General features: G+C 67.7%; 12 protein-coding genes. 5 read left to right on the top strand and 7 right to left on the bottom strand.

Going from position 1 to position 16,785, the window contains the following annotated elements; translation table 11 throughout:
- Positions 1–27: 27 nt before the first annotated feature.
- The 4 genes from ACLB1G_RS14820 to ACLB1G_RS14805 form a co-directional block, all read right to left on the bottom strand.
- Positions 28–1,425 (bottom strand): ATP-binding protein, encoded by a 1,398-nt coding sequence (locus tag ACLB1G_RS14820; RefSeq protein ID WP_491627989.1) that lies wholly within the window; start codon positions 1,423–1,425, stop codon positions 28–30.
- On the bottom strand, positions 1,422–2,081 hold the full coding sequence (locus tag ACLB1G_RS14815; RefSeq protein ID WP_491627988.1) for a response regulator: 660 nt from the start codon (positions 2,079–2,081) through the stop codon (positions 1,422–1,424). Before ACLB1G_RS14815 ends, ACLB1G_RS14820 begins: the two co-directional genes overlap by 4 nt.
- Positions 2,082–2,129: 48 nt before the next feature.
- Positions 2,130–3,638: a DegQ family serine endoprotease gene (locus ACLB1G_RS14810; RefSeq protein WP_491627987.1), complete on the bottom strand. Its 1,509-nt coding sequence runs from the start codon at positions 3,636–3,638 to the stop codon at positions 2,130–2,132.
- Between the two features lie 270 nt (positions 3,639–3,908).
- Positions 3,909–4,364, bottom strand: coding sequence for an Hsp20 family protein (locus ACLB1G_RS14805; protein ID WP_491627986.1), 456 nt, complete (start codon positions 4,362–4,364; stop codon positions 3,909–3,911).
- Positions 4,365–4,555: 191 nt separating this feature from the next.
- On the opposite strand from ACLB1G_RS14805, the gene ACLB1G_RS14800 reads away from it, so the two are divergent.
- Together ACLB1G_RS14800 and ACLB1G_RS14795 are read left to right on the top strand one after the other, a co-directional pair.
- On the top strand, positions 4,556–6,445 hold the full coding sequence (locus ACLB1G_RS14800; RefSeq protein WP_491627985.1) for a M61 family metallopeptidase: 1,890 nt from the start codon (positions 4,556–4,558) through the stop codon (positions 6,443–6,445).
- 34 nt (positions 6,446–6,479) lie between these two features.
- Complete coding sequence (locus ACLB1G_RS14795) at positions 6,480–6,818, top strand: hypothetical protein (protein WP_491627984.1); 339 nt, start codon at positions 6,480–6,482, stop codon at positions 6,816–6,818.
- A gap of 73 nt (positions 6,819–6,891) precedes the next feature.
- Here the strand turns inward: ACLB1G_RS14795 and ACLB1G_RS14790 are convergent, their stop codons facing one another.
- The gene (locus ACLB1G_RS14790; protein WP_491627983.1) at positions 6,892–7,692 is read right to left on the bottom strand and encodes an alpha/beta hydrolase family protein; all 801 of its coding nucleotides are present in this window, start codon (positions 7,690–7,692) and stop codon (positions 6,892–6,894) included.
- Between the two features lie 130 nt (positions 7,693–7,822).
- On the opposite strand from ACLB1G_RS14790, the gene imuA reads away from it, so the two are divergent.
- Genes imuA through ACLB1G_RS14775 form a run of 3 tightly spaced genes read left to right on the top strand, consistent with a single transcriptional unit; the run spans position 7,823 to position 11,267 of the window.
- Positions 7,823–8,563, top strand: a complete 741-nt coding sequence (imuA, locus tag ACLB1G_RS14785) for a translesion DNA synthesis-associated protein ImuA (RefSeq protein WP_491627982.1) — start codon at positions 7,823–7,825, stop codon at positions 8,561–8,563.
- Entirely contained in the window at positions 8,496–9,965 is a 1,470-nt protein-coding gene (locus tag ACLB1G_RS14780) for a Y-family DNA polymerase (RefSeq protein ID WP_491627981.1), read from the top strand. Before imuA ends, ACLB1G_RS14780 begins: the two co-directional genes overlap by 68 nt.
- Before the next feature lie 57 nt (positions 9,966–10,022).
- Positions 10,023–11,267, top strand: a complete 1,245-nt coding sequence (locus ACLB1G_RS14775) for a putative Na+/H+ antiporter (protein WP_491628223.1) — start codon at positions 10,023–10,025, stop codon at positions 11,265–11,267.
- A 3-nt stretch (positions 11,268–11,270) separates the two neighbouring features.
- Here ACLB1G_RS14775 and ACLB1G_RS14770 read toward each other — a convergent pair whose 3' ends face one another.
- Together ACLB1G_RS14770 and hrpA are read right to left on the bottom strand one after the other, a co-directional pair.
- On the bottom strand, positions 11,271–12,509 hold the full coding sequence (locus tag ACLB1G_RS14770) for an extracellular catalytic domain type 1 short-chain-length polyhydroxyalkanoate depolymerase (protein ID WP_491627980.1): 1,239 nt from the start codon (positions 12,507–12,509) through the stop codon (positions 11,271–11,273).
- A gap of 102 nt (positions 12,510–12,611) precedes the next feature.
- Entirely contained in the window at positions 12,612–16,772 is a 4,161-nt protein-coding gene (hrpA, locus tag ACLB1G_RS14765) for an ATP-dependent RNA helicase HrpA (RefSeq protein WP_491627979.1), read from the bottom strand.
- Positions 16,773–16,785: the final 13 nt, after the last annotated feature.

The following is a 16,785-nucleotide window of genomic DNA, read 5'->3' as shown; positions in this document are numbered from 1 at the left end:
GCCTGACAGATGGTCAAAAACGCCATTCTAGCCGGGAGCGGGCCTCGCAGTCTCGGGAAATTCTATCTGCACCTTGAGGCCGCCCAGGCGCTCCGAACTGTCCAGCGTCAGTTTGGCGCCATGACGTTCGGCGATGGACTGGATGATGTTCAGGCCCAGCCCGCTGCCGCTGGCCTGGCTGCCCGGCACCCGGTAGAAGCGGCTGAACACACGCTCGCGCTCCTCGGGAGGGATGCCGGGACCGGAATCGGCCACCACCAGCAACACCTTGCCCAGGCCGCCGCCGGTGCCGGCGGCGGGCGCCTCGCGCCGCACCTCCAGATCCACGGTGCCGCCGGACGGCGTGTACTTGATGGCATTGTCGACCAGGTTGCGCAGCAGTATCAGCAGCGCGTCCGGCTGGCCGGCCACATACACTTCATCGGCATGCTCCAGGCCCAGGTCGATCTGGCGCGCCTGCGCCAGGCCACTCAAGTCGCCCAGGGTGCGCTTGGCCAGCTCGGTCAGGTTGACCGGCTCGGTCTTGAAGTCGGCCGCCGAACCTTCCTGGCGCGCCAGCACCAGCAGCTGCTCCACCAGGCGGGTGGCGCGCTCGATGCCGGCCGTGACGCGGCCGACGGCCACCTTGCGCGCCGCCTCGTCCTGGGCCCGCTCCAGGCTCAGCACCTGCAGCTTGAGCGCGGCCAGCGGCGTGCGCAGTTCGTGCGCGGCGTCGGCCACGAAGTGCTGCTGGGCGTCGAAGGCGGTGCGCACCCGGCCGAACAGCAGGTTGAGCTCGTGCACCAGCGGCCGCACCTCGTCCGGCAAATCGTTTTCCGACACCGGCGACAAATCGTCGGCCTGGCGCGCCGCCACCTGGCGCCGCACCCGCGACACCGGCGCCAGCGAGCCGCTCACCACCCACCACACCACCAGCATCAGCACCGGCGCCATGACGGCGATCGGCCCCACCGTGCGCAAGGCCAGGTTGCCGGCCATGCGCTGGCGCACCGCCATGTCCTGCGCCACCTGCACCGTGGAGTTGGCGGTCTGCACCGAGAATATCCGGTAGGTGGTGTTCTTCACCTGCACATTGGAGAAGCCCAGCACGGCGCGCTGCGGCAGGGCGGCGCGCGACAGCGAGCGGAATACCTGCACGCCGTCGGCGGTCCAGACCTGGACCACCATGTCGTCGTTGCCGCTATCGCTGTCGGGATCGGCGGCCTTGCTGGAGCTGGGGGCGGAGGAACGCAGCGACATGGCCATCTGCTGCATGTGGTAGTCGAAAATATCGTTGGCGTCGACCAGCGCGGTGCGGTAGGCGATGGCGGCCTGCGCCAGCGCCGCCATGGTGATGGCAGCCAGCAGGAACCACAGCAGGCGCCCGCGCAGCGAGTGCGTCACCGTCACCTTGGGCAACGGCGGCACCTTGACCTTCACTCTCATAGCTTGGGAACCATGTAGCCCAGGCCGCGCACATTCTGTATCAGGTCGCTGCCCAGCTTCTTGCGCAGGCCGTGGATGTAGACCTCGACCGCATTGCTGTTGACCTCATCCTTCCAGCTGTACAGCTTTTCCTCCAGCTGATGGCGCGACAGCACGATGCCGGGGCGCGCGATCAGCGCCTCCAGCACCGCCCACTCGCGCGCCGACAGGTTGACCTGCTTGCCCTCGGCAAGCACTTCGCGGGTTTGCGGATTGACGGTCACGCCTTTGTGCTCGAAGATGGGCTCGGCGCGGCCGGCGGCCCGCCGCAGCAGGGCGCGGATGCGGGCCAGCAGCTCGTCCAGGTCGTAGGGCTTGAGCACGTAATCGTCGGCGCCAGCGTCCAGGCCGGCGATGCGGTCTTCCTTGGCGTCGCGCGCGGTGGCGATCAGCACCGGGGTCAGCTCCTTGCGGGCCCGCATCGAGCGCAGCACTTCCAGGCCATCCTTGCGCGGCAGGCCCAGGTCCAGCAGCACCAGGTCGTAAGTCTGGGTCTGCAGCGCCGTGTCGGCCATGGCGCCGTCCTTGACCCAGTCCACCGCGTAGTGCTCGGCCCGCAGCAGGTCGAGCACCACTTCGCCTATCATCGTATCGTCTTCCACCAGCAGCAGCCGCATGGTTTTATCCTTTCCGTTTTTATGTTGCGTTCTGTGCCGGGGAGCCGCTTAGCCCAGGCGCACCGGGATGAAGATTTTCTCATCCCCGCGCTGTATCAGCAATGCCACCGACTTGTCGGACTTGCCGACCACCTCGCGCACCTGTTCCACGCTGTTCACCGGGCGGCCATTGACCGACAGCAGCACGTCGCCCGGGATCACGCCGGCGCTGGCGGCGGCGCCGTTGGCATCCTCGATCACCAGCCCGCCGGGGATGCCGGACTGGCGCTTCTCGACCGGGTCGAGCGGACGCAGGGCCAGGCCCAGCTTGAGCGGCGCACTGGCGCTGGCGCGCTGGTCGGCGCCGGGGGCCGCCTTGTCGGCCGCGTTGCCCAGCACCACAGGCAGTTCCACGTTCTTACCCTGGCGCCAGACTTCCAGCGTCATCTTATCACCGGGCAGGGCCAGGCCGACGATGGCCGGCAGGTCGGCCGAACCGACGATCTTGTTGCCGTTCACCTTGCGTATCACGTCGCCGGGTTTCAGGCCGGCCTTGTCGGCGGCGCCGCCGCGCTCCACGTTGGCCACCAGCGCGCCTTCCGGCGTGGCCAGGTTGAAGGAGTCGGCAAAGCCCTGGTTGACCTCCTGCACCGAGACGCCCAGCTTGGCGTGCGCCACCTTGCCGGTCTTGACGATCTGGTCGGCGATCTTGGACGCCACCTCGATCGGGATGGCGAACGACAAGCCCTGGTAGCCGCCGCTCTGGCTATAAATTTGCGAGTTGATGCCGACCACTTCGCCGCGCGTGTTGAACAGCGGGCCGCCCGAGTTGCCGGGGTTGACCGCCACGTCGGTCTGGATGAAGGGCACGGTGCTGTCTTCGCCGCCCAGGGAGCGGCCCTTGGCGCTGACCACGCCGGCCGTCACGGTGGACTCCAGGCCGTAGGGCGAGCCGATCGCCAGCACCCATTCGCCCACTTTCAGGTCATTGGTCCGGGACAGCGGCACCACGGGCAGGTTCTTGGCGTCGATTTTCAGCACGGCGACGTCGGTCTTGGGATCGGAGCCCAGCACCTTGGCGCGGAATTCGCGGCGGTCGGTCAGCTTGACGGTCACTTCGCTGGCGTCGCGCACCACGTGGGCATTGGTCAGGATCACGCCGTCCGGGGTGATGATGAAGCCGGAGCCGATCCCGTGCGTGGGCACCGAGCGCTGGCCGCCCTGCGGGCCCTGGAAGCGGCGGAAGAATTCGAAGAAGGGGTCGTCCATCGGGTCGCCGCGGCCGCGCAGGTCGGGGCCGTCCATGGACACGGCGCGGGTGCTGCCGGTGACACTGATGTTGACCACGGCGGGGCCGTTGTGGGCCGCCACCACGCTAAAGTCGGGCAAGGTGATGCCGGGAGCCGGCACCGCCACGCCGCTGCCCGGCGCGGCGGCCGGGGCCACGGCGGCGGCTACCGGAGTAGCGGCCGCCGTGGCGGCGTTCTGGTGCACAGCAACCGCGCCCGCCGCACCGAGCACACCGACCACGGCCAGGGCTGCCAGGGTCCGCTTGAAGGTTTTCGATCCGTAGTTCATTGCTGCACTCCTGATAGATGAAAGGTTTATCGATGTATCCAATATGCGGCAATAAAATTAAACGCCGCTTAACCAAAGACAATGATGTTCCCAACGTACAACTGGCCGGGGGTTACCCGGCCAGTCGTTGCTACAGGATGAAACTGAGGAAGCGCGCTTCAAGGGCTCTTCAAGCGCGCTTCAAAATGAACGTGGCGAGACGCGGCTCCGAAGACAGTGCGTATGCACGGCGAGCAGCTGCAACGACGCCACGATCTTTTTTAAGCGGCCTTATGCGGCGCGCTGCTCCAGGGCGGTCACATTGTCGCCGCCGTCGATAACGATTTTACGCGGCTTCAGGGCTTCCGGCACTTCGCGCACCAGCTCGATGTTGAGCATGCCGTTTTCGAAGGTGGCGCCAGTGACCTTGACGTGGTTGGCCAGCTGGAAGCGCTGCTCGAAGTCGCGGGCAGCGATGCCACGGTGCAGGTAGGTGCGCTCCACGCCGTCGCGCTGTTTGCGGCCCACCACTTGCAGCGAATCGCGCTCGAAGGTGATGTCGATTTCCTCGCGGCTGAAGCCAGCCAGGGCCATCACGATGCGGTATTTATCTTCGGCCACCAGTTCGATGTTGTAGGGGGGATAGCTGGGGCTGCCGTCGCCGCGTTGGGCGTCGTTCAGCAGTTGGGCCAGGCGGTCGAAGCCGATGGCGGAACGGTACAGGGGAGTCAGGTCGAAAGTACGCATGATAGATATCCTTTTCAAGTTAAGCGATATAAAGTGTTGTGGCCCCAGGACATCAGCAACCACGGATCCAAGATAGGGTGGGGCTAACGGCTTTCAAGGGGTTTTTTTCAAAATTTTTTGAGGCGCCGTTTGGCCGGGAAAAATTTCCCGCGTGCTACACTCTTTGGCTTGTCCAACCGCCCTATCCCGCTATGTTCAAGCTTACCCAGCTCGCCCTGCTGGCCGCCACCCTGGCCGGCGCCGTCCACGCCGATCCCATCCCCGCCCCGGTGGACCAGCCCTACCCCGGCACCATCGTCATCAAGGTGGACGCCACCAACACCGCGCAGCAGATCTTCCGCATCCATGAAACCCTGCCGGTGCGGCCCGGCAAGCTGACCCTGCTGTATCCGGAATGGGTGCCCGGCAACCATGGCCCCAGCGCGCCGCTGAACCAGTTCGCCGGCCTGCGCATCACGGCCAACGGCAAGCCGCTGGACTGGCGGCGCGACACCGTCAACGTGCACGCCTTCCACCTGGACGTGCCTGCCGGGGTGGATACGCTGGAACTCGATTACGAATACCTGTCCCCGGTGGAGGCCAGCCAGGGCCGCACCACCATGACCGACGATATCCTGGGCGTGCAATGGCAGTCGGTGGCGCTGTATCCGGCCGGCCACAACAGCCGCCGCATCACCTTCCAGCCCAAGCTGCAGCTGCCGGCCGGCTGGCAGTACGGCAGCGCGCTGGAGACGGCCGAGCGCAAGGGCGACGAGGTCACCTTCAAGCCGCTGGACCTGGAAACCCTGATCGACTCGCCCCTGTTTGCGGGACGCTATTTCCGCCGCATCGACCTCGATCCGGGCGCCAAGGTGCCGGTGCACCTGAACGTGGTGGCCGACAATGCCGAAGCCCTCAACGCCACGCCCGAGCAGATCGCGCCGCACCGCGAGATGGTGCAGCAGGCCTACAAGCTGTTCGGCGCCAAGCACTACCGCCACTACGATTTCCTGTTCTCGATCAGCGACGAATTCGGCACCATAGGGCGTGAGCACCACGAGTCCAGCGAGAACGGCGTCAAGTCCGGCTACTTCAGCGAATGGGCCAAGAAGGAAGGCCAGCGCGAGCTGCTGCCGCATGAATTCACGCACTCCTGGAACGGCAAGTTCATGCGCCCGGCCGACCAGGACGTCCCCGACTTCAACACCCCGCTGCAGAACACCCTGCTGTGGGTCTACGAGGGCCAGACCCAGTACTGGGGCAATGTGCTGTCGGCCCGCTCCGGCCTGATCAAGACGGACCACATGCGCGACCTGTTTGCCGTCACCGCCGCCCGCTACGACAACGTCAAGGGCCGCGAGTGGCGCGCCGTGCAGGACACCACCAACGACCCCATCGTCAACGCGCGCCGCCCGCAGCCGTGGAACAACTGGCAGCGCGCCGAGGACTACTACCAGGAAGGCATGCTGATCTGGCTGGACGTGGACACCAAAATCCGCGAACTGTCGAAGGACAAGCGCTCGCTCAACGACTTCGCGCGGGCCTTCTTCGGTGTGGACGACGGCAAGTACACGGCCAATCACTACACCTTCGAGGACGTGGTCCAGGCCCTGAACAAGCTGCAGCCCTACGACTGGGCGCCCTTCCTGCGCAGCCGGCTGGACGGCCACGGCCCCGGCGCTCCACTGGACGGCCTGGCGCGCGCCGGCTGGAAACTGGTCTACACCGACAAGCAGACCGACTTCCTCAAGCAGCGCGAGGACCAGAGCAAGAGCGCCGACTTCCAGTATTCGCTGGGCTTCTCGGTGGGCGAAGGCGGCAAGGTCGAGGCCATCGTGTGGGATGGGGTGGGCTTCCGGGCCGGCCTGTCCGGCAGCAGCGTGATCGTGGCCGTCAATGGCAAGGCCTACAAGCCGGAACTGCTGCGCGCCGCCGTCACCGCCGCCAAGGGCGGCACGGCGCCCATCGAGATCCTGGTCAAGCGCGGCAGCCTGTACCGCAGCGTTGCGCTGGACTACCACGGCGGCCTGAAATACCCGCGCCTGGAACGCATCCCGGGCACGCCGGACCGCCTGGAAGCCATCTTCGCGCCGCTCAAGTAAGCGGCGCGGGCGCGGTATGGTGTATGCTGGCGGCATGAGCAATGATACCGACATCACACTGAGCGGCCCGTTCAAGGCCACCGACAGTTCCGGCCGCGCCCACGAGGCCAAGGCCATCCGCATCTTCGACGAAGGCTATGGCGCCATCGACGTCTACGTCGACTTCAAGGCGCCCATCGCCGGCCTGCACAAGGACCGCGCCCTGATCGACTCCGTGGTGGCCCAGCTGCGCACGGCCGGCTACAAGGGCCCGGCCCTGGCGGCCGGCGATCCGGTGCTGCAGGAAGGCCGATTGCTGGTGCTGGAAGCGCCCGACGAATTCAACGCCTTTGCCGCCAGCAAGGGCTGGAAAGACTTGTCGGAAGACTTTTAAGAGTCCGTTTCAAAAAGACCATGGCGTCGTTGCCGCTCCTTGCCGTGCAGGCGCACTGTCTGCGTCGCGGCGCCTAGCCCTGCTCATTTTGAAACGGCCTCTCAGCCTGGGCGGCTGGCTCCAGGTAGCGGTCGGCCCAGGCCGCGATCAGATTGGCGGTATACACCGCATCCTCCCTGCGCGTGAGCAAATGGTCGGCCGTGTCCAGCGACACGAAGCTTTTCGGATGCTTGGCCGCCATGAAGATTTCCATGGCATTGGCCAGCGCCACAGTATCGTCGCCGGGCGCGTGCAGCACCAGCAGCGCGCGCCGCAGGGTGGCGATGCTCTCCTTCAGGCTATGGCTGGCCGCATCCTCCACGAACTGCTGTTTGATCACGAACGGACGCCCGGCCAGCTGCACCCTGGCCTCGCCCTCGGCGGCAATGGTGTCCAGGTGGTCGCGGAACATGGTGGTGACATAGGCCGGCGTGCTGGGCGCGCCCATGGTGACCACTGCCTTCGCCTCCGGGATCTGGCCGGCGGCCGCCAGCACGGCCGCGCCACCCAAGCTATGGCCGATCAGCAACTGCGGCGCCGCATAGCGTTCGCGCATGACCTGCGCGGCGGCGGCCAGGTCGTCCACGTTGGAGCTGAAATTGGTGTCGGAAAAGTCGCCGCCGCTGGCGCCCAGCCCGGTGAAATCGAAGCGCAGCACGGCGATGCCGTGCGCGGCCAGCGCTTGCGCCACACGCGCCGCGCCGATGGCGTCCTTGCCGCAAGTGAAGCAATGCGCAAACAGGGCGTAAGCCCGCACCGCCTCCCTGGGCGCATCCAGCCGGGCCGCCAGCTGATGGCCGCTGACGGTGGTGAATTCAAAACGTTCAACCCGCATCGTGGTTCCTGACTGAGAAAGACATTACTGTGCATCAGAAGCCGTAACCGAGCAAGGTCTGCGGTGCCGACTTGCCTGCACCGCCGACGCGAATTATACTGTATAAAAACACAGTGCACCGAAATCCGCCATGCTAGCCCCTCCCTTACCTGCCAGTGCCGCCAGTTCCACCGATCCGCACGCGCTGCGCGACGTGTGGCGCGCCAGCGAATTGTCGCGGGCCGGCATGGCCACCTGCCTGACAGGTTTCCGGCCGCTGGACCGCGAACTGCCCAACGGCGGCTGGCCGCGCTCGGCCATGATAGAACTGCTGCCCCAGCAGCCCGGCATCGGCGAGATGCAGTTGCTGCAGCCGGTGCTGCGCCTGCTGTCGGCGCGCCAGCACGTGGCCTTCATCCAGCCGCCCTACCAGCCGCACGCCATGGCTTGCCGCAGCTGGGAACTCGACGAGCGCAACCTGCTGTGGCTACGCCCGCACAGCAGTGGCGACGCCCTGTGGGCCGCCGAACAGGTGCTGCGCAACGGCAGCTGCGGCGCCCTCATCCTGTGGCAATCGCAGCTGCGTCCGGAAGCCCTGCGCCGCCTCGCCCTGGCGGCCCAGGGCGCCGATACCCTGTTCTGGATGGTGCGCCCGCTGGCCGCCGCCAACAGTCCGTCGCCGGCCCCGCTGCGCATCGCCCTGCGTCCGGCCGCGCGCGGCATCCAGGCCGATATCGTCAAGCGCCGCGGCCCGCACTGCGAGCGTACCCTGTTCATCCCGCTGGCCGGCATGCCGGCCGACCGCCTGTCACGGACTGCCCATCATGAAGCTCCTGCTGAGCGTGCACCTGCCGCTGCTGTCGCTCGAATCGTTACGCCCGAACTGGTGTGAACCCGGCCCCTATGCCGTGATCGACCAGGGCCGGGTGCTGGCCGTCTCGCCCGAGGCCGCCGCCCTCGGCGTGCAGCCCGGCATGCGCGGCGGCGGCGTGGCCGCCATCTCGCCCGAGACCGGCGTGCTGGAACGCGATCCCGCGCGCGAACAGCAAACCCTGCACGCCCTGGCACTGGCCCTGATGCAGTACACGCCGGAAGTCACGCCGCAGGAGGACGCCACCCTGTTGCTGGACGTCTCGGCCAGCTTGCGCCTGTTCGGCGGTCCGCACGCCCTGTGCCGCCGCGTGGCGCGCAGCACGGCGGCGCTGGGCCTGAGCGCGCAGCTGGGCGCCGCCCCCACCGCCCAGGGCGCCTGGCTGCTGGCGCGCGCCGGCCGCCAGCGCGGCCTGCCGCTGCGCCGCCGGGTGCTGCGCCTGGACCGCCTGCGGCGCCGCCTGGACCAGCTGCCCTGTGAACTCCTGCATGCCAGCCTGCCGTACGCGGACTGGCTCAACGGTATCGCCGCGCACCGCCTGGGCGACTTGCGCGCCCTGCCCCGCCCCGGCCTGCAGCGCCGCACCAGCGCGCGCCTGCTGGCCGACCTGGACCGCGCCTACGGCGAGGCGCCCGAATTGTTCGAATGGCTGCAGGCGCCCAAGACTTTTTCGGCCCGCATCGAAACCTTCGACCGCATCGAGCACGCGCATGCGCTGCTGCATGGCGCCACCCAGCTGCTGGCCCAGCTGGCCGGCTGGCTCACGGTGCAGCAGCTGGCCATCCGCGCCATCACACTGTGGATGGAGCACGAGCGCGGGCGCGCCGCCATCGCCCCCACGCCGCTGGAGATCATGCTGGCCGAACCGGCCTGGCAGGACAGCCATCTGATACGCCTGCTCAAGGAACGCCTGGCCAAGGTCGAACTGAGCGCGCCGGTGATCGCGCTGCGCCTGGAAACGCTGAAGCTGGAACCCATGCGCCCACCGACGGAATCGCTGTTCCCCGAACCGGGCGGCACGCCGGAGGATTTCAACCGCCTGCTGGAACTGCTGACCGCCCGCCTGGGCGCGGACAACGTGCTGGTGCCGGCCATGGTTCAGGACTACCGCCCGGAGGTGGGCAACGCCTGGACGCCAGCGACCGCCAAACGCCCGGCGGCGCAGCCCGGCGTGATCGCGGCCGACCGCCCGTTCTGGCTGCTGGCCCGGCCGGTGCCGCTGCTGATGCGCGACGAACGCCCCTGGTACGGCAGTGCGCTCAAGCTGATACGCGGCCCGGAACGCATGGAAGTCGGCTGGTGGGGCGAAAAAACCGTGGTGCGCGACTACTACGTCGGCCAGGGCGCCGACGCCACCTGTTACTGGCTGTACCTGGAGCGCGGCGCACAGGCGCGCTGGTTCCTGCACGGGCTGTATGCCTGAACAGCAATGGGGTAACATGGCAACTCCGCCATTGTTACAGGACTACCATTGGACACCATGCAACTGGCCGGCGCCATCCTGTTCGGACTGGCCCTGCTGCACACCTTCGCCGCCAAGTCGTTCGAGGCCCTGGCGCACCGCCACCCGCGCCACGCCGGCCTGTTCCACCTGCTGGGCGAGGTCGAGGTGGTGTTCGGCTTCTGGGCCTTCCTCCTGGTGCTGTTCATGGCGCTGCTGCAGGGCGGCCAGGCGGCCACCGCCTACGCCGAATCGCGCCAGTACACCGAGCCGCTGTTCGTGTTCGTGGTGATGGTGGTGGCGGCCTCGCGCCCGGTGCTGGACATCGTGCAGCGCCTGCTGCGCGCCATCGCCCGCCTGCTGCCGCTGCGCACCGAGGTCGCCATGACCTGGCTGGGACTGGCCCTGGTGCCGCTGACCGGCTCCCTGATCACCGAGCCGGCCGCCATGACCCTGGCGGCCCTGATGCTGGCGCCGCTGGTGTTCCGCGACGGCGTGCCGGAATGGCTGAAATACGCCGCCCTGGGCGTGCTGTTCGTGAACGTCTCCATCGGCGGCACCCTGACCTCCTATGCCGCGCCGCCAGTGCTGATGGTGGCGTCCACCTGGCAGTGGGACAGCGCCTTCATGGCCGCGCACTTCGGCTGGAAGGCCGCCCTGGCGGTGCTGCTCAACGCCAGCGTGGCGACCGCCGTGCTGCGCAAGCACCTGTCCCCGCCTGCGGCTGGCCACCAGGCGCAGGAACAGGAGCGGGCGCCGCTGCTGGTCAGCCTGATCCACCTGGGCTTCCTGGCCGCCATGGTGGTGCTGGGCCACCATCCGGTGCTGTTCCTCGGCCTGTTCCTGCTGTTCCTGGGCTTCACCCAGGCCTATGAACGCTACCAGTCGCCCCTGATCATCAAGGAAGGCCTGCTGGTGGGCTTTTTCTTGGCCGGGCTGGTGGTGCTGGGCGGGATGCAGCAATGGTGGCTGCAGCCCATCGTGTCCAGCCTGTCGCCGCTGGCCCTGTTCTTCGGCGCCACCGCGCTGACCGCCATCACCGACAACGCCGCCCTGACCTATCTCGGCTCGCTGATAGACGGCATATCGCCGGGCTCGCAATACATGCTGATGGCCGGCGCCGTCACCGGCGGCGGCCTGACCGTGATCGCCAACGCCCCCAATCCGGCCGGGGTGGCGCTGCTGCGGCGCGGCTTCAACGATGCATCGATAGGCGCAGGCGCGCTGCTGCTGGGCGCCCTGGCGCCGACCGCCGTGGCGGCTGCCGCCTTTTTGCTGTTGTGATGTTCAGCGCCGGCGCTGGCGCTTGAAGAAGTCCAGCAGCATCCTGCTGGCATCCGGCCCGGCCGCGTGGTTGAACTTGTGGGTAGCGTCGCCGCCGCTCCAGGCATGCGGCAGGTCGTCCACCCGGGCCACGCGCAGCACCAGCTTGCGGCCATCGTGGTAATCCTCGATCCGATGCGCGCCGTGGCGCGCGCCGCGTCCCGGCTTGAGCGTCACCCTGGGCGGCGCCGAGGGCGGCAGGCCGTTCAGCAGCAGGCTTTGGCGCACCAGCTGCTGCTGGTTCACCGGCCGCACCACGGTATCGCCCCAGCCCTGGATCAGGATGGTGGGCAGGACCGGAAAGCGCGCGCGCGCCTGCATGAGCTCGTGGATGGCGGCCTCGGTGCGCAGTCCCGCGCCATGCCGCATCACGGCCAGCGCGCCCACCGGGCTGTGTCCGGCGCCGAAGGCCGGGCCGGAATGCAGGCCCACCGCCGCGATCAGCTCGGGACGATGCAGCGCCAGGATGTGCGCCATCCCGGCGCCGGCCGATATGCCGGCGGCGTAGATGCGGCTACGGTCGATTGCATACTGCGCCATCACCTCGCCCAGCACGCCCATCACCAGGGGCAGGTCGCCGCCGCCCTGCTGGGTGGCGCGCTCGTACCACTTCCAGCAGCGCTGCGCATGGTTGCCAAGCGACTGCTGCGGATACAGCACCGCATAGCCCATGCGCTCGGCCACCTGGTTCATGCGCGTGCCCTGCGCGAACTGGGTGGCGGTCTGCTGGCAGCCATGCAGCATCACCACCAGCGGCCATCCTTGCGGCGGGGTGGGCTGATCGGGCAAATACAGCCAGTAGTTGATGCGCTGGGCCGGCAGGCCTGAGCCGGCCGCCACCGTGTGCTGCGCCGCCAGCCATTTGCCCGGCGCCGGCGCCGGGGCGACGGCGCGCGCACCGGCAGCGGACGATGCGGCGGCAGCACGGGCCCTGGGCACGGGCTTCGGCGCCGCCGGCGATGTGTGGACGGGTTTGGGTATGGACGGCTTGGCAGCGGATGGCTTGGACTTGACCGCCGCCTTGGTTCCCGCCTTGGTTCCCGCCTTGGTTCCCGCCTTGGCTCCCGCCTTGGCGCGGCGCGGCGGCGCGGACAACAGGGGCGCCAGCAGCGCCTCGGTAGCCTTGCCGATGGCGCGGCGCTGGGCCTTGCCGCCCTTGGCCAGGCTGCGCAGCAGGCGCACTCCCGGCGCCAGCTTCACCATGACGTATTCCCGATATCGGCCTTCATCGCGCTCCTCCCGTGCAGCGGACAGTCTGGCACCACGCCGTCCGCGCGTCGGTACGCCACCCCGCTTTAGGGGGCGTCAGCGCAGCATGGACTCCCACACTTTCTGCAGGCGCTTGGCCGATACCGGCATCGGCGTGCGCAGCTCCTGGGCGAACAGCGACACCCGCAGCTCCTCCAGCATCCAGCGGAATTCCACCATCTTCGGATCGGTGTTCTTGCCGGCCTGCTTGTCGCGGCTGGCGCGCAAATAGGGTGCGGCGGCCTGTTGCCATTCCGCCATCAGCTTGGCGTCGCGGGCCGGATCGGCGCGCAGCTTCTCCATGCGCACGTTCATGGCCTTCAGGTAGCGCGGGAAGTGCGCCAGCTGGCTGTAGTCGTTTTCGGACAGGAAGCGCTTGTGCACCAGGCCCTGCAGCTGCTGCTGCATGTCCTGCGCGGCCTGCTGCGGCAAGCCCTGCAGGCGCTTGGGCAGGCCGTGGAACTCGGTCAGCACCTGCGACAGCAGGCGCGCGATCTCGTTCACCAGCAGCACCAGGCGCGACTTGCCCTCGTCCTTGCGTTTGGCGAAGGCGGCCGCATCCAGCGGCAGCGGGTCCTGCAGGCAGGCGATGTCCAGCGCCTTGTTGATGATCTGCTCGCGCAGCTCCTCCTGGGTGCCCATGGACATGAACTGCATGCCCATCTGCTGCAGGTTGGGGATGCTTTTTTCGATGAACTTGATCTGGTCCTTCATCTGCAGCGCGAACAGGCGGCGCAGGCCGGTGCGGTGGGTGCGCTCGGCCACGGTGGGATCGTCGAACACTTCCAGGTCGCAGCAGGTGCCCTTGTCCACCAGCGCCGGGAAGCCGATCAGGGTCAGCTTGCCTTGCTGGATTTCGAGGATTTCCGGCAGCTCGCCAAAGGTCCACGAGGTCAGGTTGGTCAGCGTGATGTTGCTGGCCGGCGCAGCCGCAGCATTAGCAGCTGGCGCGGCCTTGGCGGAGGCCTTGCCGGTTGCGGCAGCCACAGGCGCCGGGCTGACGGCGCGCGCCGCCACCGTGGACTGGGGCCCGGATGCCTCGGCCATTTTCTGGAAGCTGTCGCGCGCCTGATGGCCGTATTCGGCCTGCAGCGTGGCCAGGTTGCGGCCCATGTCCAGCTGGCGGCCATGCTCGTCGATCACCTTGAAGTTCATGAAGTGGTGGGCGGGCAGGGTCTCCGGCTTGAAGTCGGTGGTCAGCACGCGGATGGTCAGCTGCTCGCGGATATCGTCGATGATGGCATCGACCAGCTCTCCCCGTCCGAAGGCGTGCGCTTCCTGCACCCGCTCGCAGAATTTGGCCGCGTACTCCGGCAACGGCACGCAATGGCGGCGCAGCTTCTGCGGCAGGGATTTCAGCAGCAAATGCACCTTTTCCTTCAGCATGCCCGGCACCAGCCATTCGGCGCGCGAGCGCGACAGCTGGTTCAGCGCATACAGCGGCACCGCCAGCGTCACGCCATCGCGCACGCTGCCCGGCTCGAAGTGGTAGGTCAGCTGCAGTTCCAGTCCGCTTACCGACATGGTCTTGGGGAACAGGTCGGTGGTCACGCCGGCCGCCTCGTGGCGCATCAGCTCGTCGCGGTTCAGGTACAGCAGCTTGGGTTCCGCGGCGGTGGCTTCCTTGTGCCAGCTTTCAAAACCGGCGCCGTTCACCACCTCGGACGGTATCAGCTTGTCGTAGAAGGCGAAAATCAGCTGCTCGTCCACCAGCACGTCCTGGCGGCGCGACTTGTGCTCCAGGTTCTCGATTTCCTTCACCAGCTTGTGGTTGTGGGCGTAGAACGGCGCACGGGTCTCGTAGTCGCCGCCGACCAGGGCGTCGCGGATGAAGATCTCGCGCGCCTCGGCCGGATTGAACTTGCCGTAGTTGATGCGGCGCTGGCTGTACACCACCAGCCCGTACAGGGTGGCGCGTTCCGATGCCGTGACTTGCGCCGAGCGCTTTTCCCAGCGCGGCTCGCCCCACGATTTCTTCAGCAAATGGCCGCCCACCTTCTCCAGCCATTCCGGCTCGATTTTGGCGACGCAGCGCGCGTACAGCCGGGTGGTGTCCACCAGCTCGGCCGCCATGATCCACTTGCCCGGCTTTTTCAGCAGCGAGGAACCGGGCCAGATATGGAACTTGATGCCGCGCGCGCCGAGGAAACCGGCGCCTGCCTCTTCCTCCTGCTTGAAGCCCACGTTGCCCAGCAGGCCGGTCAGCAGCGCCAGGTGCAGGTTCTCGTAGGTGGCCGGGCTGTCGTTCAGGCGCCAGCCCTGCTCCTTGACGATGGTCAGCAGCTGCGAGTGCACGTCGCGCCACTCGCGCAGGCGCACCTGGGACAGGAAGTTGGCGCGGCAATTGTCCTGCAGCTGGCGGTTGGTTTTCTTGTGCTCGATGGCGTTCTCGAACCAGCGCCAGATCTTCAGGTAGCTGGTGAACTCGGACTTTTCATCGGCGAATTTTTTATGGGCCTCGTCGGCCGCCTGCTGCGCTTCCAGCGGCCGGTCGCGCGGGTCCTGCACCGACAGCGCCGAGGCAATGATCAGCACCTCGTCCAGGCACACGTTCTCATGCGCGGCCAGTATCATGCGGCCCACGCGCGGGTCCAGCGGCAGCTTGGCCAGCTTGCGGCCCAGGGGCGTCAGCTGGTTGTACTCGTCCACCGCGCCCAGCTCCTGCAGCAGCTGGTAGCCGTCGGCGATGGCGCGCGCCAGCGGCGGCTCGATGAAGGGAAAGCTCTCGACATCGGTCAGGTGCAGCGTCTTCATGCGCAGGATGACCGAGGCCAGCGACGAGCGCAGGATTTCCGGCTCGGTGAATTTGGGCCGCTGCAGGTAATCCTGCTCGTCGTACAAACGGATGCAGACGCCGTCGGCCACGCGGCCGCAGCGGCCGGCGCGCTGGTTGGCGGCCGATTGCGCGATGGGCTCGATCTGCAGCTGCTCGACCTTGTTGCGGTAGCTGTAGCGCTTGACGCGCGCCAGGCCGGCGTCCACCACGTAGCGGATGCCGGGCACGGTCAGCGAGGTCTCGGCCACGTTGGTGGCCAGCACGATGCGGCGCGCATTGGTCGTGCGGAACACACGCTCCTGCTCTTCCACCGACAGGCGGGCGAACAGCGGCAGGATTTCCACATGCGGCGGATGATGCTTGCGCAGCGCCTCGGCGCAGTCGCGGATTTCACGCTCGCCGGGCAGGAACACCAGCACGTCGCCGGAACCGATGCGGCACAGCTCGTCGACGCCATCGACCACGGCATCCATCAGGTCGCGCTTCTCGCGCGCGGCGGCGGTGCGGGCGCCGCGTCCCTCGGCGTTGGCGATGGCCACCGCATTGCCGCCCGGGTTGGCCTTGTTCGGCACATCGGTCTCGATCGGGCGGTAGCGCACCTCCACCTGGTACAAGCGGCCAGACACTTCGATCACCGGCACCGGCGGCCGGTCCGGCATGGCGAAATGGCGCGCGAAGCGCTCGGCGTCGATGGTGGCCGAGGTGATGATCACCTTCAGGTCGGGGCGGCGCGGCAGCAGCTGCTTGAGGTAGCCCAGCAAAAAATCGATGTTCAGGCTGCGCTCGTGGGCCTCGTCGATGATGATGGTGTCGTAGCCCTTGAGCAGCGGGTCGGTCTGGGTCTCGGCCAGCAGGATACCGTCCGTCATCAGCTTGACCGAGGCGCCCTTGTTCAGGGTGTCGGTGAAGCGCACCTTGAAGCCCACGTGCTCGCCCAGCGGCGAGCCCAGTTCCTGGGCGATGCGCTTGGCGGTGGACGAGGCCGCGATACGGCGCGGCTGGGTGTGGCCGATCAGGCCGGCCTGGCCGCGTCCCAGCTCCAGGCAGATCTTGGGCAGCTGGGTGGTCTTGCCGGAACCGGTCTCGCCGGAGACGATGATGACCTGGTGCCGGCGCAGGGCCTCGGCAATCTCGCCGCGCCGGCCCGATACCGGCAAATCCTCAGGATAGGTGATGGGCGGCAGCGGATTGCGGAACGCCGCTTCGGCCGCCCTGGCGGCCTGCTCTTCCGGCGTCAGGCGCGGCGGGCGGCCGCCACGCTGGCGCGTCTCGCCAGCAGTGGCGGCGCGCGGCGCGCCCTCGCCCACCGGGACGCCGTCACCTCGTCCGCCACGCGGATGCCCGCCCCTGCCCTCCTGCCCTTGCGGGCGCGGTGGGCGGCGGTCGGAGGACGATGCGGGAGAGTTGCTCGGAGTTTGAGGTTTGTTGCTGGCTTCAGACATTGTTTTTTACAAG

The sequence above is a fragment of the Duganella kummerowiae genome, from assembly GCF_053572355.1.
This window is presented reverse-complemented; position numbering and strand designations above follow the sequence as displayed.